General features: G+C 76.2%; 17 protein-coding genes and 1 tRNA gene. 12 read left to right on the top strand and 6 right to left on the bottom strand.

Features of this window, described 5'->3' with window-relative positions; translation table 11 throughout:
• Window positions 1-27: 27 nt before the first annotated feature.
• On the top strand, window positions 28-1,551 hold the full coding sequence (locus tag GY42_RS15010) for an FAD-dependent oxidoreductase (protein ID WP_052748421.1): 1,524 nt from the start codon (window positions 28-30) through the stop codon (window positions 1,549-1,551).
• A 95-nt stretch (window positions 1,552-1,646) separates the two neighbouring features.
• Here the strand turns inward: GY42_RS15010 and GY42_RS15005 are convergent.
• Window positions 1,647-1,736: transfer RNA gene (locus tag GY42_RS15005), tRNA-Ser, on the bottom strand.
• Between the two features lie 117 nt (window positions 1,737-1,853).
• Between GY42_RS15005 and GY42_RS15000 the strand changes: the two genes are divergently transcribed.
• Window positions 1,854-2,723 (top strand): Sir2 family NAD-dependent protein deacetylase, encoded by an 870-nt coding sequence (locus GY42_RS15000; RefSeq protein ID WP_046529942.1) that lies wholly within the window; start codon window positions 1,854-1,856, stop codon window positions 2,721-2,723.
• A gap of 121 nt (window positions 2,724-2,844) precedes the next feature.
• Here the strand turns inward: GY42_RS15000 and GY42_RS14995 are convergent, their stop codons facing one another.
• The gene (locus tag GY42_RS14995) at window positions 2,845-3,267 is read right to left on the bottom strand and encodes a nucleoside deaminase (protein ID WP_046531064.1); all 423 of its coding nucleotides are present in this window, start codon (window positions 3,265-3,267) and stop codon (window positions 2,845-2,847) included.
• A gap of 303 nt (window positions 3,268-3,570) precedes the next feature.
• On the opposite strand from GY42_RS14995, the gene upp reads away from it, so the two are divergent.
• Both upp and GY42_RS14985 read left to right on the top strand, forming a co-directional pair.
• Window positions 3,571-4,206, top strand: a complete 636-nt coding sequence (gene upp, locus GY42_RS14990) for a uracil phosphoribosyltransferase (RefSeq protein WP_046529941.1) — start codon at window positions 3,571-3,573, stop codon at window positions 4,204-4,206.
• A 386-nt stretch (window positions 4,207-4,592) separates the two neighbouring features.
• On the top strand, window positions 4,593-4,925 hold the full coding sequence (locus tag GY42_RS14985) for a hypothetical protein (protein WP_046529940.1): 333 nt from the start codon (window positions 4,593-4,595) through the stop codon (window positions 4,923-4,925).
• Window positions 4,926-5,093: 168 nt separating this feature from the next.
• Here GY42_RS14985 and GY42_RS14980 read toward each other — a convergent pair whose 3' ends face one another.
• The gene (locus tag GY42_RS14980; RefSeq protein ID WP_046529939.1) at window positions 5,094-9,167 is read right to left on the bottom strand and encodes a sigma-70 family RNA polymerase sigma factor; all 4,074 of its coding nucleotides are present in this window, start codon (window positions 9,165-9,167) and stop codon (window positions 5,094-5,096) included.
• A 217-nt stretch (window positions 9,168-9,384) separates the two neighbouring features.
• Between GY42_RS14980 and GY42_RS14975 the strand changes: the two genes are divergently transcribed.
• Together GY42_RS14975 and GY42_RS14970 are read left to right on the top strand one after the other, a co-directional pair.
• On the top strand, window positions 9,385-10,422 hold the full coding sequence (locus tag GY42_RS14975) for a GGDEF domain-containing protein (protein WP_175578565.1): 1,038 nt from the start codon (window positions 9,385-9,387) through the stop codon (window positions 10,420-10,422).
• 111 nt (window positions 10,423-10,533) lie between these two features.
• On the top strand, window positions 10,534-11,283 hold the full coding sequence (locus GY42_RS14970) for a phosphotransferase (RefSeq protein WP_046529938.1): 750 nt from the start codon (window positions 10,534-10,536) through the stop codon (window positions 11,281-11,283).
• Between the two features lie 189 nt (window positions 11,284-11,472).
• Here GY42_RS14970 and GY42_RS14965 read toward each other — a convergent pair whose 3' ends face one another.
• Window positions 11,473-11,769 carry a DUF1540 domain-containing protein gene (locus tag GY42_RS14965; RefSeq protein ID WP_046529937.1) on the bottom strand — a complete coding sequence of 99 codons (297 nt, stop codon included), beginning with the start codon at window positions 11,767-11,769 and terminating at the stop codon, window positions 11,473-11,475.
• Window positions 11,770-12,098: 329 nt separating this feature from the next.
• Here GY42_RS14965 and GY42_RS14960 point away from each other — a divergent pair, with 329 nt between their 5' ends.
• The 4 genes from GY42_RS14960 to GY42_RS14945 all read left to right on the top strand — a co-directional run bounded on the left by GY42_RS14960 (window position 12,099) and on the right by GY42_RS14945 (window position 15,138).
• Window positions 12,099-12,947, top strand: coding sequence for a DUF4397 domain-containing protein (locus GY42_RS14960; RefSeq protein ID WP_046529936.1), 849 nt, complete (start codon window positions 12,099-12,101; stop codon window positions 12,945-12,947).
• Between the two features lie 112 nt (window positions 12,948-13,059).
• Window positions 13,060-13,701, top strand: coding sequence for a class F sortase (locus GY42_RS14955; protein WP_236686810.1), 642 nt, complete (start codon window positions 13,060-13,062; stop codon window positions 13,699-13,701).
• 62 nt (window positions 13,702-13,763) lie between these two features.
• Complete coding sequence (locus tag GY42_RS14950; RefSeq protein ID WP_052748558.1) at window positions 13,764-14,330, top strand: RNA polymerase sigma factor; 567 nt, start codon at window positions 13,764-13,766, stop codon at window positions 14,328-14,330.
• Window positions 14,331-14,337: 7 nt separating this feature from the next.
• A complete protein-coding gene (locus GY42_RS14945) occupies window positions 14,338-15,138 on the top strand; it encodes an anti-sigma factor (RefSeq protein ID WP_236686809.1) in 801 nt (266 codons plus the stop codon).
• Between the two features lie 133 nt (window positions 15,139-15,271).
• On the opposite strand, the gene GY42_RS14940 is transcribed toward GY42_RS14945, so the two are convergent.
• The gene (locus tag GY42_RS14940; RefSeq protein ID WP_046529934.1) at window positions 15,272-17,233 is read right to left on the bottom strand and encodes a right-handed parallel beta-helix repeat-containing protein; all 1,962 of its coding nucleotides are present in this window, start codon (window positions 17,231-17,233) and stop codon (window positions 15,272-15,274) included.
• A gap of 376 nt (window positions 17,234-17,609) precedes the next feature.
• Here GY42_RS14940 and GY42_RS14935 point away from each other — a divergent pair, with 376 nt between their 5' ends.
• Together GY42_RS14935 and GY42_RS14930 are read left to right on the top strand one after the other, a co-directional pair.
• Window positions 17,610-19,316, top strand: a complete 1,707-nt coding sequence (locus tag GY42_RS14935) for a glycoside hydrolase family 27 protein (RefSeq protein WP_046529933.1) — start codon at window positions 17,610-17,612, stop codon at window positions 19,314-19,316.
• A complete protein-coding gene (locus GY42_RS14930; RefSeq protein ID WP_046531060.1) occupies window positions 19,313-21,136 on the top strand; it encodes a family 43 glycosylhydrolase in 1,824 nt (607 codons plus the stop codon). The genes GY42_RS14935 and GY42_RS14930 overlap by 4 nt, the downstream gene beginning before the upstream one ends.
• A 43-nt stretch (window positions 21,137-21,179) precedes the next feature.
• On the opposite strand, the gene GY42_RS14925 is transcribed toward GY42_RS14930, so the two are convergent.
• Window positions 21,180-21,590 (bottom strand): hypothetical protein, encoded by a 411-nt coding sequence (locus tag GY42_RS14925; protein ID WP_046529932.1) that lies wholly within the window; start codon window positions 21,588-21,590, stop codon window positions 21,180-21,182.
• Window positions 21,591-21,620 lie beyond the last annotated feature (30 nt).

The following is a 21,620-nucleotide window of genomic DNA, read 5'->3' as shown; positions in this document are numbered from 1 at the left end:
CGCACCACCTGCGAAGGAGCAGCACCCATGCGCACCACCTCGACCGACTTCGACGTCATCGTCTGCGGCGGCGGGCCGTCCGGGTTCGTCGCCGCGATCGCCGCGGCCCGCACGGGCGCGAAGACCCTGCTCGTGGAGCGGTACGGGTTCCTCGGCGGTATGGCGACGTCCGGCTGGCTGGGCCCGATCTCGCCGTTCTACTTCAAGGACGAGCGCGTCATCGCGGGCATCCCGTACGACTTCGTGAAGCACATGGTCGCGGCGGGCGGCAGCACCGGGCACATCCGCTGCACCAACCCGCACGGCAGCGGCAGCTACCTGTGCTTCTACGACCGCGAGACGTACAAGTGGTCGGCCATGTCGCTGTTCCTCGAGGCCGGCGGCACGCCGCTGCTGCACACGTGGATCGCGGGCACGATCGTCGAGGACGGCGCCGTGCGCGGCGTGGTCGTCGAGAACAAGGGCGGCCGCAGCGAGATCCGCGCCAAGGTGGTCGTCGACGCGACGGGCGACGGCGACGTCGCCGCGCGGGCCGGCGCCGAGCACACGGTCGGCAACGGGTCGGGCCTGTCGCAGCCGGCCACGCTGATGTTCGACATGGAGGGCGTCGACACGGTCGCCGTGAAGCGGTACATGGACGAGCACCCCGAGGACTTCGAGTGGGCGTCGGAGTTCGTCGCCGTGTCCGACTACTCGCCGCGTCTGCCGCGGCCCAGCGAGCACTTCGTGGGGCAGGGGTTCGTCGAGATGGTCGGCAAGGCCATGGCCGACGACGACCTGTACCTGGGTCGCGACTCGATCCTGTTCCTCACCACGACGCACCGCGGCGTGCTGCACTTCAACTCGACGCGCGTCGCGGGCGTCGACGCGACCGACGCCGAGTCCCTCACGCGCGCCGAGATCGACGCACGCCGCCAGGTGATGTCGCTGTCCGACTTCCTGGTCCGCAAGGTCCCCGGGTTCGAGCACGCGCAGCTCGCGGGCACCGGCACGCAGCTCGGCATCCGCGAGAGCCGGCACGTCACCGGTGAGTACGTGCTGACGGGCGAGGACGTGGTCGCGGGCCGCAAGTTCGACGACGTCGTGTCGCGCGGGTACTTCCCGATCGACATCCACAACCTCAAGGGCAAGTCCGGGTACACGGGCGGCGGCACCTGGCAGGACCTCGAGGACACGTACGACGTGCCGAAGCGCGCGCTCGTGCCCGTCGAGCTCGACGGCCTCGTCATGGCCGGCCGCGCGATCTCCGCCGACCAGGCCGCGCACGGCTCGTTCCGCACGCAGGGCGGCGTCATGGCCATCGGCCACGCCGCCGGCACGCTCGCCGCCCTCGCCGCGCGGACCGGCACCATGCCGCGCGACGTCGACCACCGCGACGTGCAGGCGAAGCTCCTCGACCAGGGCGCGTCCCTGCGCCGCGACCCCGCCGCCGTCGAGCGCGAGCGGCAGCTCGCCGTGGACGCCGTCTCGTCGGCGCTCGCCGCCGGGGAGATCTCGCCCGCGTACCTCGCCGAGGCCGAGACGTTCAGCGGGCGGGCGCCGCGACTCTGAGATCGGGCGCCCTCGGCGCCGAGGCACGAGGAAACAGCGAGGCCCCGGGTCTCTTGCCAGCGTTGACGCTGGTCAGAGACTCGGGGCCTCGGCCGTGGCGGTAGCGGTGGGATTTGAACCCACGGTGGACTTTCACCCACACACGCTTTCGAGGCGTGCTCCTTAGGCCGCTCGGACACGCTACCTCGGCGACTGAGAGTACCCGCTCGGAGCCCCAGCACCCAATCCGCTCCACCACCGACCTCGCGCCGGCCGGCCCACCCCGCTGCGGGCACCGCCCGCCCGCGTCGTACCGTGGTGACGTGAGCACCACCGGCACGGCACGCGCGGGCACGCTCGCGGACGTGGTGGCCACGCTCGCGGGGCGGCGCCTCGCGGTGCTGACGGGGGCGGGCGTCTCGACGGACTCGGGGATCCCCGACTACCGCGGGCCGGACTCGCCGCCGCGCACCCCCATGACGTTCCAGCAGTTCGTGGGCGACGAGGCGTTCCGCCGGCACTACTGGGCCCGCAACCACGTGGGCTGGCGTCACGTGCACCGCACGCAGCCGAACGGGGGGCACCGCGCCCTGGCCGCGCTCGAGGCGCGTGGCGTGGTGCTGGGCGTCATCACGCAGAACGTCGACCTGCTGCACGAGGCCGCGGGGTCGCGGAACGTGATCGACCTGCACGGCCGGTACGACCGCGTGATCTGCCTGCGGTGCGGGCGCGTCGTGCCGCGCGCGGCGCTCGCCGAACGGCTCGAGGCGTTGAACCCGGGGTTCGCGGAGCGCGTGGGCGTGGTCGGGGACGTCGAGATCGCGCCCGACGCCGACGCGGTGGTCGAGCAGACCGCCGACTTCCGTGTGCAGGCCTGCTGGCAGCCCGACCCCGACGGCGGCCCGGGTGAGTGCGGCGGCGTGCTCAAGCCGGAGATCGTCTACTTCGGCGAGAACGTGCCCCCGGAGCGCGTGGCGCGGGCGTTCGCGCTGGTCGACGCCGCGGACGCGCTGCTCGTCGCGGGGTCGTCGCTGACCGTCCTGTCGGGGCGCCGGTTCGTCAAGCACGCGGCCGACGCGGGCAAGCCCGTCGTCGTGGTCAACCGGGGCGAGACGCGCGGCGACCGGTACGCCGACGTCGTGCTGCACGCCGGCACCACCGAGACCCTCGAGTCCCTGGCCGCCACCCTCTGACCCGCGCCCGCGCCGGCGAAGACCGCCGAGCGCGCCGGAACGCGACCGAGTGCGGCCGAAGCAACAGGCGCACTCGGTGGCGTTCTGGCGCACTCGGCGGTGGGAGTGGGCCGGACGTCCGTCAGCGGAAGAACCTGCGCAGCAGGTCGGCCGCCTCGGCGGCGGCCACGCCCGCGACGACCTCGGGGCGGTGCAGTGCGCGGCGGTCCCGCACGACGTCCCACTGCGACCCGCACGCGCCGGCCTTGTCGTCCCACGCGCCGAACACGAGGCGCGGCACGCGCGCCTGCAGCACGGCGCCCGCGCACATGAGGCAGGGCTCGAGCGTCACGACGAGCGTGCAGCCGTCGAGCCGCCACCGGCCCAGCGCGGCCGCGGCCTGCCGCAGCGCGACGACCTCGGCGTGCCCGGTCGGGTCGGCGACGGCCTCGCGCACGTTGCGCCCGCGGCCCACGACCGCACCGTCGGGCCCCAGCACGACGGCCCCGACCGGCACGTCGGCCGTCGCGAGCGCGGCACGCGCCTCGGCCAGCGCGAGGTCCATCGCGGCACGGTCGGCGGCGGTCGCGTACGGCGACGCGGGCCCGACGACGACGTCCGGCGTCCCGTCCACCCGCACCTCCCGATCGTCGTCGTCCCCGCGCACCCGTCGTGCGCCTGTCACATGGTCCCCGGCCCGGGCTCGCCCGTCCCGCACGCCCCGGTCCCGCTCGGCCCGGCGGGCCCGCGCCCACCTCGCCTCGATCCTGCACGCCCCGCCCCACCCGGAGGCGGTGCGACGAACGACACCGCCGCCTCCGACCGCCGTCCCGGCGGGCGGGGGCGTGCGCGCACTAGTCTGACGGTCATGCGCCTGCACGTCGCGGACCACCCGCTCGTCGCCCACAAGCTCTCGGTCCTGCGGGACGTCACCACCCCGAGCCCGACGTTCCGTCAGCTCGTCGACGAGCTGGTGACGCTCCTGGCGTACGAGGCGACGCGCGACGTCCGCACGACGCAGGTCGAGGTGACGACGCCCGTCGCGACGACCACCGGCATCAAGCTGGCGGACCCGAGCCCGATCGTCGTGCCGATCCTGCGCGCCGGCCTCGGCATGCTCGACGGCATGACGCGCCTCCTGCCGACCGCGGAGGTCGGGTTCCTCGGCCTGCAGCGCGACGAGGAGACCCTCGAGGCCATCACGTACGCGAACCGCCTGCCCGACGACCTCACGGGCCGCCAGTGCTTCCTGCTCGACCCGATGCTCGCGACGGGCGGCACGCTCGTCGCGTCGATCGACTACCTGCTGCAGCGCGGCGCGCGCGACGTGACGGCCGTCTGCCTGATCGCGGCGCCCGAGGGCATCAAGGTCGTCGAGGAGTTCGTGGGCGACCGCGCGGACGTGCAGGTCGTGGTCGCGGCGGTCGACGAGCGGCTCGACGAGCACGGGTACATCGTCCCGGGCCTGGGCGACGCGGGCGACCGCCTCTACGGCATCGTCTGACGCAGGGCGCCCGCCCCGGCGCCTGCGCGCCACCTCGCCCCGCCACCGCCGCGCGCTCGGGGACTCGACCACGGCCTTGCTTACCGACGGATGATGAGTCCGTCGGTCGCTGGGGGCACGACCACGCCGTCCGCGATGCGACACGCGAGTCCCACGCCCTGAGACGGCCTCCGATATCCCTTGGTCGACCGTGCGCACCGTGCCACGATCGTCCGGTGAGTCCCGTGACGACGCCCGTGCGCGTGCATCCCTGCACGCGCACGTCCGGCGTACCCACGTCCGGGTGGTATCCGCACCGCTGTCGCGTCTGACGCCGACCCCGCCGGACCACCCACCGACCGCCGCTGGCACCGCCGCCGGTCACCCTCGCCTCACGGAGACCTCCCATGACCACACCCGCACGGCTCCCCCGCACCCCCGCCCCGCGGCCCGCCGCCGCAGCGCCCGCGCCGCGCGGGCCCCGCGCCGGGTTCGTCCTGTACGTGAGCCTGCCCGAGGGCGACGCCGAGGACGGCACGCCCCGCGCGTCGGCCGCCGACATCGCCGAGACCGCCGACCTGCTGCGCGAGCTCGCGTCCGAGGCGCTGCCCGGTGCCGAGTCGTTCGCGGCGCTGTCGCTCGTGCCCGGCACGACCGGCGACGTCCGCAGCATCGGCGAGCGGATCTCGCACCTGCGCCTGCTGGAGCCCGTGGAGGACGACGCACCGGGCACCCCCTGACGTCCTCGCCGGCTCGGGGGACGCCGGGCGAGGACACGCGCTGCCGGGCCGGCACCGGGTCGGGGGACTCCGCCCCGGCCCGGCAGCGCACCCTTCGTCGTGCGCAGCGGCAGCAGCGCGCGCCGCGCGGGCGCCCGTCGAGCGGCTGGTCCCCGGCCCGGCGGACCGTCAGCCGAGCGGCGCCGGCGCCGCCGCGGGCGCACCCGTGCGGACCGTCACCACGCCGAGCAGGTACTGGTCGCCGCCCGTCGAGGCGGTGAGCGTCCCGACGCCCGACGTGGGCATCGTGACCTCCTCGAAGCCCTTCGCGTCGACGCCGAGCGCGTTCGGGTACCGCCAGCCGGTCGCGGTCGAGTCGAACGCGTTGGCCGCCGACCCGCCGCCCACGACCGCGGCGCCGTTCCAGCGTCGTGGCGTGAGCGCGCCGACGCCGGACAGGGTCAGCCGGTCGCCGGTGGTCGCGCGGTCGCCCTCCCACCCGACGACGCCGATGCGCGTGCGCGTGCCCGGCGCACCGGTGAACAGGAACGCGGGCGCGGCGCTCGACGTGCCGACCCACGAGCCGCCCTGGTGCACGGTCACGGCGGAGCGGCCGGCGGCGGTGTCGGCGCCGACCGTGCCGTGCACGACGACGAGCGCCCAGCCGGCGTAGTACGTCGGCTCGCGGTCGGTGCGCGTCTGGCTGACCGCGGCGTCCGCGAGCGCCCACGTGCCCGCGCCCTGGGCGGCGACGAGGTCGGTGACGTCGACGGCCGACTGGTAGTACCGGCGGTCCTTGTTGTCGGTCACGCGCACGACGTCGTCCGGGTCGGCCGTCACGGTCGTCCACGTGCCGTCGGGGCCGCGCAGCCGCGCCGTGCCGAGCGCCGTGCTCCACGCGTCGGAGGGCCCGCGCACGCCCGACCAGTAGAGCCCCGCGAAGACCACGGGGCGCCCGTCGGGCACGTCGACGCGCGTCTCGGAGGACACGGGCGCGCCGGGCCGCTCGCCGGGCGGCGGGGCCTGGTCGACGGGTCGCATGTCGAGCCCGTTGTTGTCGCGGTCCTGGCGCACGGCCGCGCACGGCTGGCCGGCGTAGGGGTCGTGGCACACGAGCAGCGGCGCACCGACCTCCACGACGTCGAGGTCGCCGACGCCCGACCACACGGGCGTGAGGTTCGCCGACGAGACGACGACCGGGGCCGACGTCGTGACCGGCGGCACTCCCGTGGCGGTGACGCGCACGTCGACCGTGCCGCGCACGGCGGCCGCGGCGCGCGCACCCACCTGCACCGGCACCGACGCGCCCGCGGCCAGGTCGCCCAGCGCGCACGTGACCACCCGCCCGGTCCCGGCGCACCCCGCGGACGTGACACCCGCGCGGTCCGCCGTGACGCCCGGCGGCAGGGTCACGGTGGCGGTCACGTCCGCCGCCGCCGCGGCGGGTCGGCCGTCGGACCGCTCCCCCGCGACGCGGACGACGAACGCGACGCCGCCGCCCTTGAGGTCGACCACGGCGGCGGCGTCGCCCACCGTGAGCTGCGGCGGCACGACGGTCACGGCGACGACGGCGCGCGGCGCGGGGACGTCGGCGTCGGCCGCCCGCCCGTCGAGCGTGAGCGCGAGACCGCCGACGTCGCCGACGGCGCCGGGCGCGGCCGACAGGCGCGCGGTCAGGTCGACGTGCGCACCGGCCGCGAGGTCGCCGACGCACGCGGTCACGCCCTCCGCCTGGTCGCACCGCCAGCCCGGGGCGTAACCGTCCGCGACGGTGACGCCGGGCGGCACCTGCCACCGCAGCGCCGCACCGGTGGCGGGCAGGTCGCCGGCGTTGGTGACGCGGACCGTGACGGGAGCGGCGGTGCCGGGTGCGACGTCGACCGCGGCGGGCGCGTCGAGCACGAGCGTCGCGGGGCGCACGACCGTCGTCGCGACGGAGGCCGTCGCGACGGGTCGCGACGCGGACGGGCCGAACCGCAGGGCCACCGTCCCCGCCCCCGGGGCGGTGTCGCGCGCCGTGGCCAGGGTCAGCGCGAGCGTCGTGGCGTCGAACGCGCCGAGCGCACCGTGACGGCACGTCGTCGAGCCGGACCGCGGCGGGTCGCACGACCAGGGCGCGGCGCCCGTGGCCGTCACACCGGCGGGCAGCGCGAGCGTCACCGTCGCCGGGGCGTCACCCGTCACGCCCGTGCCCCCCGCGTTGCGCACGGGCACGTCGAGCGTCGTCGTGCGACCGGCCACGAGCTGCACGGCCGTCGGCATGCCGGCGCCGGGGACGACGCGCGCGGGCGACGCCGCGACGACCAGCGGGATCGCGACCGGGTCCCACGCACCGCCGTCGCCGGTCACCGCGACGCGCACCGCGTCGCCCGGGGACGGCCGGAACGCCTCGTCGATCCGCACGCCCATGCCGAGCGTCGCGGACGCGCCCGGCGCGAGGCCCTCGAGCGTGCACGTCGCCGTGGTCTCGGCGTCGCCGACCACGCACAGCCACCCCGTCGCCGGCCCGAACCCGAAGGCCACCGCGCCGGGCCCGCCGCCCACGACGAGCGACACCCCCGCGGGCACGTCCACCTGCGCGGTCAGACCCGCCGTGGGCACACCGCCCGTGTTCTCGACCGTGAACGACAGCTCCTGCCCGTCGGCGCCGGCCGCGAGCGAGAAGCCACCGGTCGGGCCGCCGACCACGACCTGGGCGGGGCCCGGCGGCGTGGGGGTCGGCGTCGGCCCGGGGGTCGGCCCGGCGGTCGGCTCGGGTGTGGGCTCGGAGGTCGGCTCGGGCGTGGGCGGCGGGTCGGCCGTCGGGTCGGGGTCGGGCCCCGGGTCGACCACGGGGACGCCCGTCGGGACGGGGCGCGGGTCGGCCGTCGCCGGGTCGGGCGTGCTCGGGCCGGGCGTGGGCGACGCGTCCGGGGTCGGCGTGGCCGTGGGCACGTCCGACGGGGTCGCGGAGGGGACGTCGGTCGGCGTCGCCGCGCCCGTGGCGCGCGGCGTCGCCCGGGGCGTCGCGTCACCGGTCGCGCCCGACACTTGCGCGCCCGGGGCCCCCGCCTCGTCCCGCCCCTGGAGCAGCTGCGTCGCCCCCACCACGGCCACCGCGACGACCACCACGGCCGCGGCGACGGCCGCGATCGCCGTGGTCGACGCACCGGCCAGCAGCCCGGCCAGTCCCGTGGTCGCCGCCACGCCGCCCGCCGAGGCCGCACCCGCGGTCGAGACGGCGGCGGTGCCGCCGGCCGCCGTGACCGCGGCCGCGCTGCCCGCCGCCGCGGCGCCGCCGACGCCCGTCCCGCCGACCGCCGAGCCCCCGGCCGCCGCACCCGTGCCGCCCGCACCGCCGGCACCGCCCGCCGAGGACGTCCCGGCGGAGGACCCGCCGGCCGCCGTCCCGCCCGTCGCCCCGGCGCCCGCGCCCTGCCCCAGCGCCGCCGCACCCGCGGCCAGGCCGCCGCCGACCGGGAACGGGTGCGCGAGCGCACCAAGGCCCAGGAGCCCCAGCACGAGCGGCGCCACGACGGCGCGCATGCCGTGGTTCACGTCCCCGAGCTCGAGGACGAGCGCACGGCACTCGCCGCACGCGTCGAGGTGCTGCTCGACCGTGCGCGTGTCGCGCGCACCGAGGCCGCCGCGCACGTACGCGCCGAGCTTGCCGGACGCGCCGCGGCAGCCGTCGTCGAGCGGGTCCTGCAGGTGCATCTGCAGGTACGCCTGGCGCAGGCCCTCGCGTGCCCGGTAGGCCAGCGCGGCCGCGCTGTTGGCGGTCAGGCCGAGCAGCGGCGCGATCTGCGCGGGCGTCAGGCCCTCGACCTCGCTGTGCCACAGCACGGCCTGCCAGCGCTCGGGCAGCGAGCGGAACGCGCGCGCGACGACGCCGCGCTCGAACCCGGCGAGCGTCGGCTCCTCGGCGGCCTCCACGGGGGTCGAGGCGGTCTCGAGCGTCGCGACGTCGTCGGTCGGCTGCGTGCGCCGGCCCGCCGTGCGGTGCACCGCCGCGACGCGACGCACGACCGTGAAGAGGTAGGCACGGAACGCGACCTCGGGCCCGCCGCCGCGCAGGAGCGCGCGGTGCACGTTCGCGAACGCGTCGGCCACCACGTCCTCGGCGTCCGCCGGGCCGTCCGTGTACTGCCGCGCGACCACGAGCGCGGCGCCCGCGTGCCGCTCGTACAGGTGCCCGAACGCCTGCGCGTCCCCCGCCCGGGTGGCGCGCAGCAGCGCGGCGTCATCCTCGATGACCCCGTCGACCTCCGTGCCTGCAGCCACGCGTCTTCCCGTCAGGTCCTCGTCCGCACGATCTCGCCTCGACAGGGTGCCATATCAGACCGAAGGGATGAACGGTGCGTCGGGCCCCAGGAATCGCAGTCGGGACGTCTCCGCCCAGGTCGGGACGCACGCGACCTTCCGGGCACCGCCACGAACGAGTGGGTGAAAACCACCCGGACCGCCGTCATGACCCGTGTGCAACGCACTCTCACCCGGTGTGACGACCGACTTCGGCAACGACGGGCGCGCCCTCCCCGCAGGGCTGCGCGAGCGGTGGCGCCACGAGAGCGTCACGTCGGTCTGGCGTCGACCGTCCGACTGGTACCACCCCGCGGTGGACGCGCTCGCCGCGGCGGTGCTCGACCACGGCGACCCGACGGCCGCCGCGTGGGACCTGGGGCGGGCGCGCGGCGAGCACGGCGTGGGCGTGGGCGAGGCGCTCGACGACCTCGTGTGCCTGTACCGCTCGACGGGCGTCCCCGCGCCGCCGGTCGACGCGGTGCGCGCGCTGACCGAGGGCTGGTCGGACGCGCAGGCCGCGCTGCTCGTGACGGGTGCGTGCACCGACCCCGAGACGGGCCTGCCGACGCGGCAGTACCTCGCCGTCCGGCTCGAGGAGGCGTACCTGGACGCCGTGCGGCTCGGCCTCGACCCGGCCGCCGCGCACGGCCTCGTGCTGGTCGACGTCGCGGCGGGCCACGTCACGGGCCTGCTGCGGGCGGCGCGGTCGGCGGCGGTGGGCGCCGCGCTGCGCGACGCGTTCGGCGCCGGGCACCCCGCGGCGACGCTCGGCGGCGGCGTGTTCGCGGTGCTGACGCGGGCGGGCGACGACACCGACGCACGCATCGCGGTGCTGCGGGCGGAGGTCGCGCGGCGCTGCGAGGACGTCGACGTCCGGGTGTCGACGCGCCAGCCCGTGCGGGTGTGGGTCGAGCCGCTGCCCGCGACGCACGCGGCCGCCGTGCAGCGGCTCGCGCAGCTCGCGCGCCCCGAGCCGTGGGTGGGCATCCCCCGGCCCGCGCCGCCGTCCGTGCCGAGCGCGCACGGCGACGCGCCGCACGACGGGCCGCCGCACCGCCCCGACGGGTTCGACCTCGGCGGCCCTGGCTCGGGGCTGCCAGCGGGCCTGCTCGCGGCGCTGTGGCCCGACGGGCCGCCCGTGCGCGACACCCCGGGGCCGTCCGCACCCGCGGCCCCGGACGACGACCCGGCCGACGGCGGGGCGCACGACGACCCGGCCGCGACGACCGACTGACGGCGGCCCCGGACCGCGGCCGGCACCGCGTCGCGCGCGCGTCGGAGGGCCTGCCGTCGAACCGCGGCCGTCGCCGCGACAGTGCCCGGGCGCGGCGCTACGGTCGACGGTATGCCTCCCGCCGACGTGCTCCCGCCCGAGTCGGAGGTGCCCGCGGACGACCCCGGACCGCTGCTGACGTCCGGGACGTCGGCGGACGTCTACGCGCTCGACGACGCCCGCGTGCTGCGCCGGTACCGCGAGGGCCGCGACGCGACCCCCGAGGTCGCGCTGCTGCAGCACGTGACCGCGCACGGCTTCCCGGCGCCGGCGGTGCTCGGCGCGTCCGGCTCGGACATCGTCATGGAGCGCGTGCACGGGCCGACGCTGCTGCAGGCGCTCGGTGCGGGCGAGGTGTCGATCTCCGACGCGGCGCGCGTGCTGGCGGACCTGCACGCGCGGCTGCACGCGATCCCCGCGCCGCCCGCGTGGGTCGCGCCGTCGGACCGCGACTGGCCGGTGCTGGCCGGCGGGCCCGTCGTCGTGCACCTGGGGCTGCACCCGGGCAACGTCATCCTCGCCGAGCCCGGCCCCGCGCTGGTCGACTGGGCGACGGCACGCTCCGGGACGCCCGAGCTCGACGTCGCGGTGACGGCGGTGATGCTCGCGGAGGTCGCGGTCGACGCGGGTGGCGACTACTCGCAGGCGGCGCGCGCGCTGCTGGCGGCGTTCCTGCACGCATCCGACGTGTCGCCGCTGGCGGCGCTCGACGACGCGTCGGCGATGCGTGCGGTCGACCCGGCGCTCGTCCCGGGCGAGCGCGAGCTGGTGCCCGACGCCGCGGGGCTGGTGCGCACGCTGCTGGAGCTCACGGCTGGCTGACCCGGGGCGGCCCGTGCGGCATTCCGGCTGCCCAGCGGCCGGAACGACGCACGCCGACGTCGACAGCACCGGCACCGGCACCGCCGACAGCACGGCCGAGCCACGACCCGCGCGCCCGCGGCCCCCCGCACGACGACGGCCGCACCCCGGCGAGTCGGGGTGCGGCCGTCGGGCCCGGGGGCCGGCGCCTCAGCGCGCGGCGAAGGTGAGGCAGTCGGCGACGTCGTGCCCGGCGCCGATCCGCACCGCGGGGGCGCCGCACTCGAGGTGCTCGTTGTGGGTGCAGTCCTGCCGCTGGCACGCGCCGACGTGCGACACGACGCGGTCGAGACCGCCCTTGACGCTCAGGGGGATGAACGTCGCGCACTGCGCGTCGCCGGCGCCGCCGATGGTGACGGCCGCGGCGTGGCAGGACGAGTGGTCGTTGTACGAGCAGCCAGCGACCGAGCACTCGGCCACGGCGGGGAGCTCTGCGAGCGTGCTCATCGGTACCTCCGGTAGGTCGGGACAACCTGTCGGGCACGACCTGGCGGCTGCGCCCTCGTCTCGACGCTAGACCCGCCCACGGCATTCCGCCACCAAGCCAGGCCTGGCTAAGCCGCAGGTCAGAGGCCCTTTTTACGCAAGGAGCGTGTTGCGGAAAGCACGTCGCCGCAGGTCGGGCGGACGGCGCGGCCGACCCGCGACGCCCCCGCGCGCGGACGGTCCGGGAAAAAGGTCCGCACGAGGTGCATCCGCGCGCGCACCCCCGGGGGAAGTAGTCGTGTCAGCACGTCCTCGCCCGCCCTGGCGGGCCGAACGGAAGGACCCCACCGATGCGCGCACGACTCCTCGCCGGCACCGCTGCCGGCGCGCTGGCCCTCGGCCTGACCGCGACCCTGACCGCCCTGCCCGCGAGCGCCGCGACTGGCAGCACCGCGAAGCTCTCGGTGCTGCACGGCGTCCCCGACCTCACGGTCGACGTGTGGGTCAACGGCGAGCGCACGCTCGACGACTTCACGCCCGGCACGCTCGCGGGCCCGCTCGACCTGCCCGCGGGCACGTACAGCGTCGCGATCACGGCAGCCGACGCGGCCGACGCGTCCGCGCCCGCGATCGGCCCCGTGGACCTCCCGCTGGAGGGCGGCAAGAACTACACGGCCGTCGCGCACCTCGACGCGTCGGGCCAGCCCACCGCGACCCTGTTCACCAACGACACGTCGGCCACGGCCGCCGGGCAGGGCCGCCTCACGGTCCGCCACGTCGCCGCCGCGCCCGGCGTCGACGTCCTCGCGGGCGGTCAGGCCGTGATCTCGAACCTCACCAACCCGAACGAGAAGTCGCTCGACCTGCCGGCCGGCACGGTCTCGGCGTCGGTCGTCGCGACCGGCACCACCGAGCCCGCGCTGCTCGGCCCGGCCGACGTCCCGGTGACCGAGGGCACGAGCACGATCGTCTACGCGTGGGGCTCGGCCGAGGCGGGCAACCTCGCGCTCGCGACGCAGACCATCGGCGGGCTGCACTCCGGTCCGTCGGGCGTGCAGGCGGGTCAGGTCGGCCTCGCCGCGGACCGGCCGTCACCGGCCGTGCCGGTCGCGCTGACGATGCTCGTCGCGCTCGGCGTCGCCGGTGCGGCGCTCGCGGGTCGTCAGGTGGTCGCGCGCCGCGCGGCCACGCACCGCTGACCCGGGCGACGCGCACCGTGACCACCGACGTCCTCGGCGCCCGGCCCGCCCCCGCCGGCCGGGCGCCGGGGCGGCGGCCCGCCGGCGCCGCCGCGTGCTCCCCCGGCACGCGGTGGCGCTGGTCACGGTCGCCGTCATGGCGGGGTGCGGCGGCCCGGCCGACGCGGGCGCGGCGGCGACGTCCGCCGCGACCCCGTCGGTCTCCGCACCGACCCCGGCCCCCGAGCCGACCCCGGCACCCGGGCCGACGGTCCCCGTGCAGGACGCCGCGCTCGGTGCGCAGCCCGCCCCGGTCCAGGCCCCGGCGCCCACGCGCGTCGCGGTGCCGGACCTCACGATCGACATGCCGGTCGACCCGGTCGGGGTCGAGGACGACGGCACCATGGAGATCCCCGACGACGCGGACCGCGCGGGCTGGTACCGGTTCGGCCCGGCGCCCGCCGACCCCGCGGGCGCGACGGTCGTCGCGGCGCACGTCGACTCGTGGACCACCGGCGTCGGCCCGTTCTCGCGGCTGCGGGACGTCGCGGTCGGCGCGCGCGTCGAGGTCACGACGGCGGACGGCACGGTGCACGCGTACGTCGTGCAGGACGTCGCGCAGGTGCCCAAGGGCGACGCACCGGTCGAGCAGTGGTTCGACCGCGGCGGCTCCCCCCGCCTGGTGCTCGTGACGTGCGGAGGGGCGTTCGACCGGGAAGTGGGGCACTATTCCGACAACGTCGCCGTCACCGCCGTGCCCGCACCGGGTGGGTGAGCGTCGTGCTGCAGGCGAGGCCGACCGGCGTCGCCGCGACGTCGGAGGGAGACGGGGTGAGCGTGCCCACCGCCGCGCCTGACGACGTCGACGCCGTGGGTCGCGCGTTCGCCGCGGGCGACGAGGCGGCGATCGGCGAGGCGTACCGCCGCTGGTCGGCGCTCGTGCACACGGTCGCGCTGCGCTCGCTGGGCGACCGCACCGAGGCCGAGGACGTCACGCAGCAGGTGTTCGTCGAGGCGTGGCGCGGCCGGCACCGGTTCGACCCCGACCGCGCACGGCTGCCCGCGTGGCTCGTCGGGATCGCGCGGCACGCGGTCGCGGACGCGCACGAGCGCCGCGCGCGCGACCGGCGGCTGGCCGAGACGCCCGCGGTCACGGCCGAGGCCGACCCCGCCCCGGCGCCCGGCGTGGACCAGCGCGTCGTGGACCGCGTGGTCGTCGCCGACGCGCTCGCGGGGCTCGGCGACCCGCAGGGCACGATCCTGCGCCTCGCGTTCTTCGACGACCTGACGCACGACCAGATCGCCGCCCGGCTGGGCCTGCCGCTGGGCACGGTGAAGAGCCACGTGCGGCGTAGCCTGGCACGCCTGCGCACGCGATGGGAGGTGGATGGTGCCGTCCGATGACCTGCACGTGGACGACGAGACCCTCGCCCTCCTCGCGCTCGGCGAGCAGGCCGGCACGCCTGACGACGCCGCCCACCTGACCGCGTGCGAGCGCTGCGCGCACGAGCTCGCGGACTTGCGCGACGTGGCCGACCTCGCCCGCGAGGCGGGCCCGGCCGCGGAGCTCGTGGCGCCCGCACCGGACGTCTGGGACCGCGTCGCGGCCGAGCTCGGGCTCGGTGAGCGCGCGCACGCCGCGGCGCACGCGGGTGCGACCGACGCCGCCGCGGACGCGGGTGCGACCGCGGCCGTGCGCTCCGGTGCGACCGCCCCCCCGGACGCAGCACCGGCCGCGGCCGGGGGCCGGGCCGTCGTCGTCCCGCTGCGCCCGCGGTCGCGCGGCGTGCGCGGTCGCTGGCTCGCGGTCGCGGCGGCCGCGGGCCTCGTGCTGGGCGGTGCCGGCGCGACGATGTGGTGGCGCGCGTCGGCACCCGAGACGGTGCTCGCGAGCGCGACGCTCGAGCCGCTGCCCGGCTGGTCGGAGACCGGCACCGCGCAGGTCCGCACCGCGCCCGACGGCGCGCGCTCGCTCGTCGTCGACCTCGACGACGCGCCCGGCGTCGAGGGCTACCTGGAGGTGTGGCTGCTCAAACCCGACGTGTCCGGGCTGGTGAGCCTGGGCACGCTCGACGGCACGAGCGGCACGTTCGCGCTGCCGGCGGACCTCGACCTCACGCAGTTCCCGGTGGTCGACGTGAGCGACGAGCCGATGGACGGGGACCCCGCGCACTCGGGCGTCTCGGTGGTCCGCGGCGCGCTCGACGTCTGACGCCGCCGCGCCGGAGGACGCCCGGGCACGGGAGTGCGACCCGGTCGGGATCGAGGGACCGGGTCGCACTCCCGCCGGTCCGGCGGCGGCCGGACCGCACCGTCACCCCGGGGGGCGGGGCGGGTGGGGGCGGTCAGAGCACGCGGACGCGCGCTCCGCTCAGACCGCCCGCGAGCGGGCCGGCCGGCGTCGGGCCGGTGACCTCGGTGCCCTCGAGGTCGGTGCCGAGGCGGACGGGCGAGCCGTCCGGGTCCTCGAACTCGGCGCCCACGAACCGCACGGGCGGCAGGTCGGCGCCCGTGACGACGTCGAGCACGGCGGCGTCGGCGCCGGGCACGTCGACCTCGAGCCACACCTCGTCGCCCGACGTGACGACCTCGAGACGTGCGGGCCCGTCGAGCACGACCGCGTCGCTCTCGACGTCGGCCGGGCGCGTGCCGCCCGCGTACACGTTGCCGCGCGCGAGGTACGGCTGCACGCGGCCCGTGAAGCGCGTGTGGTCGCCGTCCCAGCGGTCGCCCATCTCGGTGAGGTACTGCTCGAGCGACGTCGGGTAGCCGTCGTAGGCCACCGTGCCGGCACCGGCGCCGATGCGACCCCAGGACTCGTCGGAGTACGCGGTGTCGAGGTCGCCGCCGACGAACACGTTGCCGACCCAGCGGTCGTCGCCGCACACGATGATGGCGTAGCCCGCGACCTGCGTGGAGTGCGGCCGGTGGTACGGGGTCGCGCGGTCGAGCATCTGCTTGAGGCCGACCGTGCCCGCGAGGAGGTTGTTGACGTACGCGCCGCCCTGGCTGTGGTTCTCGACCGACACGGGCGAGGTCAGCACGTTGTGGTCGACGACGTAGGGGCCGTGGCTGACCTCGACGAACAGGTCGCGGCTGTTGCCCCACAGCACGTTGCGCGTGATGCGCGTGCCCTGGGTCTGCCAGTCGAGCCAGATGCCGAGCGAGCAGTCGTGGATGCGGTTGTCGGCGATAACGACGTCGATGGGCGCGTGCAGCTTGATGCCCGCGATCTCGTGCCCGTAGAACGCGCGGTCGTTCGCGATGTCGTGGATGTGGTTGCCCTCGATGCGCGAGAACACGCAGCCCAGGTGCCCGACCACGGCGTTCTGCCCGCAGTGGTGGATGTGGTTGTTGCGCACGACGTGCGAGCCGATGTGCTCGCGGTCCCAGCCGATCTGCCGCGCCGAGAACACGGACTCGAGCTGGTACTGGTAGCCGGGCTTGTCGCCGCGGTCGGTCGCGTAGTTGTCACCCGTGGACGCCTCCTTGCCCAGCGAGACCGCCGAGCACGTCGCGTCGTGGATGTCGTTGTCCTCGATGACCCAGCCGCGCGCCCAGTTGGGGCCGACGAGGCCGGGCTGGTTCGCGGTGGGCGGGGCCCACTGCGTCGCGGCCTGGCACAGCTCGAACCCGCGCACGGTGATGAAGTCGACGTGGTGGTCGGCGGGGAAGAACACCGCGGGGCGCACGTTGACCTCGACCAGCGCGGCGTTGGGGTCGGCGTCGCCGAAGCTCGCGGTGACGGTCGTGACGTCGGCGCCGACCTCGGCGTGCCAGACGCGCGGCGTCCAGTCGGGGTCCGGGACGGGCACGACGGTGCCGGTCCAGTCGTCGACCTGCTCGGTGCGGCGCGGGGCGTCCGCGACGGCGTCGGCCGTCGCGACCTCGTGCAGGCGGCGGCCGTCGAGGTAGACGGCGCCCAGGTGCTGCTTGGGGTCGTCGCGCCCGGGGCGCACGATCCAGTCGCCGTCGATCTCGACGGCGAACGGGTTGAGGTCGCCGAACAGGGCGTTCGGGATCTCGACCCGCCACACGCCGCCGCCGAGCGGCTGCCAGCCGGTGACCTGCTCGGCGCCGGTGATGCGCACGTGCTCGCCGGGTGCGGCCTGGTAGGTGATGCGACGGTGCTCGCCGGTGCCGCCGCGGCGCGGGCGGACCCACTCGCGGTACGTGCCGGCGTGGACCGTCACCGTGTCGCCGGGCCGCGCGAGCTGCGCGGCGCGGTCGATGGTCCGCAGCGGCGCGTCGTGCGTGCCGGCTGCGTCGTCGGAGCCGTCGATGGAGACGTGGAGAACGTTTGCCATGCGCTGACACTACCTGCGCGCACGGCCACTTCCCAGAGGTCGTCGGCGAACCGCTTCACCACTGTAGCGACGCGCGCGCCGTGCGACCCGGGACCCGCGCGGCGCGTCCGGCCCGGGCACCCACGCGCGGCCCGCCACGGCGCTGCCCGCACACCCCGCCGGCCACGCGTCCGACGCCGCTCGAAGCGTTTCAACCCCTCGACGGCGCCCCGCCGGAGCAGCATCGTCAGGCGTGGTTGTGAACGTTCACGGTCGGTGAGCGGCGTCCCGGGCGACGGAGCCCGGGCACCCGTCGCCGCCGTGACGCCCGACGGACACCGACGTCCGCCGGGTCGGTCCGGCCCGCCCGCGGGCCCCGTCCGCCCAGGAGACGCCCGTGCACCGCACCCGCCCACGCCCGCGCTCGCGCACCCGCGCGCTCGTCCTCACGCTCGCGCTGCTCGCGGCGCCCCTCGCGGGCCTCGCGGCGCCGACCGGCCCCGCGGCCGCGTCCCCCGCGGCGTCCGCCGCCCTCGCGGCGGCACCCGCGCCCACCGTCGACGAGCCGGCCCCGCTGCCGCCGCTCGGGTGGAACTCGTGGAACACGTTCTACTGCAACATCAACGAGCAGATGATCCGCCAGGCGGCCGACGCGATGGTCAGCTCGGGCATGGCCGCCGCGGGCTACCAGTACGTCGTGGTCGACGACTGCTGGATGCAGGACACGCGCGGCCCCGACGGCAACCTGCGACCCAACACCACGCGGTTCCCGTCCGGCATGAAGGCGCTCGGCGACTACATCCACTCCAAGGGCCTGAAGTTCGGCCTCTACCACGCCCCGCGCGAGAAGACGTGCGACCAGTACTTCAACAACCGCCCCGGCACGTCCTCCAACGGCAACGAGACGCGCGACGCGCAGCTGTTCGCGTCGTGGGGCGTCGACTACGTCAAGCACGACTGGTGCGACCCGCGCGGCACCGTGCAGGAGCAGGCGGCGCTGTTCAAGAAGTTCGGCGACGCGCTCAAGGCCACCGGGCGGCCCATCGTCTACTCGATCAACCCCAACAGCGCGCACGACAACACCGCACCGACCTACTCCGGCTGGGGCGCGTTCGCCGACATGTGGCGCACGTCCGAGGACCTCAAGGACGCGTGGTCGACCGGCTGCCCGCCGTCGGACCAGTGGTGCTTCGTCGGCATCACCGAGGCGCTCGACATCATCGAGCCGATGCGCGAGTGGACGAAGCCGGGGCAGTACAACGACCCCGACATGCTCATGGTCGGCGTGCGCAACAGCCTCGACGCCACCGAGAACCGCGCGCACATGAGCATGTGGGCGATGCTCTCGGCGCCGCTCATCGCCGGCAACGACATCCGGAACATGACCGCGGACGTGCGGTCGGTCCTCACCAACCGCGACGTGCTCGCGATCGACCAGGACCCGCTCGTGCGGCAGGCCGACCGCGTGCGCGACGACGGCGACGCCGAGGTGTGGGTCAAGCCGCTGGCCGACGGCTCGGCCGCCGTCGCGCTGCTCAACCGCGGCAACGGCCAGCGGTCGATCTCGGCGACGCTCGCCGAGGCGGGCCTGGGCGCGGGCAGCGCGTCCTACCGCGAGCTGTGGACGGGCGCGACGGGCCAGACGTCCGACCGCATCACCGCGACGGTCCCCGCGCACGGCGTCGCGCTCTACCGCGTCACGCCCGGCACGACGTCGCCCGGCACGTCGACGACGACCCTGGTCAGCGCCGCGTCGGGCCGCTGCCTCGACGCCCCCAACGGCGCGACCGCCAACGGCACGCGCCCGGTGATCTGGGACTGCAACGGCGGCACCAACCAGCGGTGGACGGCCGACGGCGCGACGCTGCGCGTGCTGGGCCGCTGCCTCGACGCCCCGACGGGCGCGACCGCCGGGACGGCCGTGCAGCTGTACGACTGCCACGGCGGCACCAACCAGCAGTGGACCACGCAGGCGAACGGCACGATCCGCGGCGTCGCGTCGGGGCTCTGCCTCGACGTCGACCGCAACCTCACCGCCAACGGCACGGGCGTGCTGCTGTGGACGTGCACCGGCGCGGCCAACCAGGTGTGGAGCCGGCGGTGACGCGCCGCTGGCGGGTCGCGGCGCTGGCCGCGGTCGCGCTGCTGCTGCCCGTGGCCCTCACGTCACCGGCGGCGGCCGACAACCCGATCGTCCAGACGATGTACACGGCCGACCCCGCGCCGCTCGTCCACGACGGGCGCCTGTACGTCTACACGAGCCACGACGAGGACGGCTCGACGTACTTCACGATGAAGGACTGGCGCGTCTTCTCGACGACCGACATGGCCAACTGGACCGACCACGGCTCCCCCATGGGGCTGGCGACGTTCGCGTGGGCCGAGGCCGACGCGTGGGCCGGCCAGGTCGTCGAGCGCGACGGGAAGTTCTTCTTCTACGTGCCGGTCAAGCAGCGCGGCGGCGGCATGGTCATCGGCGTCGGCGTCTCGGACAGCCCGACGGGGCCGTTCCGGGACGCGATCGGCCGGCCCCTGGTCGGCAACGGCGAGATCGACCCGACCGTGATGATCGACGACGACGGGCAGGCCTACCTCTACTGGGGCAACCCGAACCTCTGGTACGTCAAGCTCAACCGCGACATGGTGTCGTACTCCGGCAGCCCCACCCGGATCCCGCTCACGACGGCCGGGTTCGGCACCCGTCCGGGGAACGTCGCCAGCCGGCCCACGCTCTACGAGGAGGGGCCGTGGGTCTACAAGCGCGACGGCACCTACTACAACGTGTTCGCGGCCGAGTGCTGCAGCGAGTTCATCGGCTACTCGACGGCGCCCGGGCCCACCGGCCCGTGGACGTACCGCGGCACCGTCATGCCGAAGCAGGGCAGCAGCTTCACCAACCACCCGGGGGTCGTGGACTACCGCGGCAGGTCGTACTTCTTCTACCACAACGGCGCGCTGCCGGGCGGGGGCGGGTTCACGCGGTCCGTCGCGGTCGAGCAGTTCACGTACGGCGCCGACGGGTCGATCCCGCTCATGAACATGACCACCGCTGGACCGCCGCAGATCGAGCCGCTCGACCCGTACGTCACGCAGCAGGCCGAGACCGTGGCCTGGGCGAGCGGCGTCGAGACCGAGCGCGCGACCGAGGGCGGCCTCAACCTCGCGTTCATCGGCGACGGCGACTGGGTCCGCGTCAAGGGCGTCGCGTTCGGGTCCGGCGCGGCGTCGTTCAGCGCACGCGTCGCGTCGGCCACGAGCGGCGGACGCATCGAGGTGCGGCTCGACGGCGCGTCGGGGCCGGTGGTGGGCACGTGCACGGTGCCCGGCACGGGCGGGTGGCAGACGTGGACGACCGTCACGTGCCCGGTCAGCGGCGCGACCGGCACGCGCGACCTCGTGCTGCGGTTCGCGGGCGGCAGCGGCGAGCTGTTCAACGTGGGGAGCTGGCAGTTCACGCGCGGCGGGGGCACGACGCCGACCCCCACCCCGACGCCCACGCCCGGGGCCGGTGACGTGCGGGTCGTCAACCGCGCAAGCGGCAAGGTCATGGACGTGCAGCAGCCCAACCGCGACGACGCCGCGGTGGTCGGCCAGTGGGCGAGCAACGGGCAGCCGTGGCAGCGCTGGCAGGTGGTGGACGCCGGCGGCGGGTACGTGTCGCTGCGGTCCGTGCACAGCGGCAAGTGCCTCGACGTGACCGGCGCGTCGACCGCCGACGGCGCCCGGCTCATCCAGTACACGTGCCACGGCCGCACCAACCAGCAGTTCTCCTGGCGGTCGACGGGCGACGGGTACGACCAGCTCGTCAACCGGGCGAGCGGCCGGTGCGTCAGCGTCGTCGGCGCGTCGACCGCGGACGGCGCGGCGCTCGAGCAGCGCACGTGCACGTCGGCCGCGACGTTCCAGTGGAGCCGCGCGTCGTGAACGTGGGGCCGGCGTGACGGCACGCCCCTAAGTCCGCCCGTCGTCAGGCCCGTCGGCGGCGGGCGGACGCGAGGGTGAACAGCAGGAGCTCGACGACGACGAGCGCGACGATCTCGGCCCGGGCGACGTGCGACCAGAACTCGGCCGGCGTGATCACGCCGGGTTGGCCCTGGTTGAGCCCGAACCGGTCGTACTGCGGGTTGTACGTGGCAACGACGATCATCGGCACCAACGCCGTGGACATCCGAAGGGTCTGCGCCAGCGAGCCGCGCACGAACGGGCCGCGCATCCCCACCAGCGCGGGGGTGAGGACGCACGGAGGCATCAAGAGGACCGCCGGCCAGGGCATCCCGACCGCGACGGCGACCAGCCATGCGGCGCACAGCAGCAGCGGCCACCACAGGTAGCGGCGTGCCGGGCCGGACGTCGTCGCGGTGGCGGGGTGCGCGGTCACGGGAGGGCGGTCAGCGCCCGGGTGGGCGGC

This window comes from Cellulomonas sp. FA1, from assembly GCF_000986825.1.
GTDB lineage: Bacteria > Actinomycetota > Actinomycetes > Actinomycetales > Cellulomonadaceae > Cellulomonas > Cellulomonas iranensis.
The sequence above is the reverse complement of the archived record's forward strand: the minus strand, read 5'-3'. Positions and strand labels throughout refer to the sequence as shown.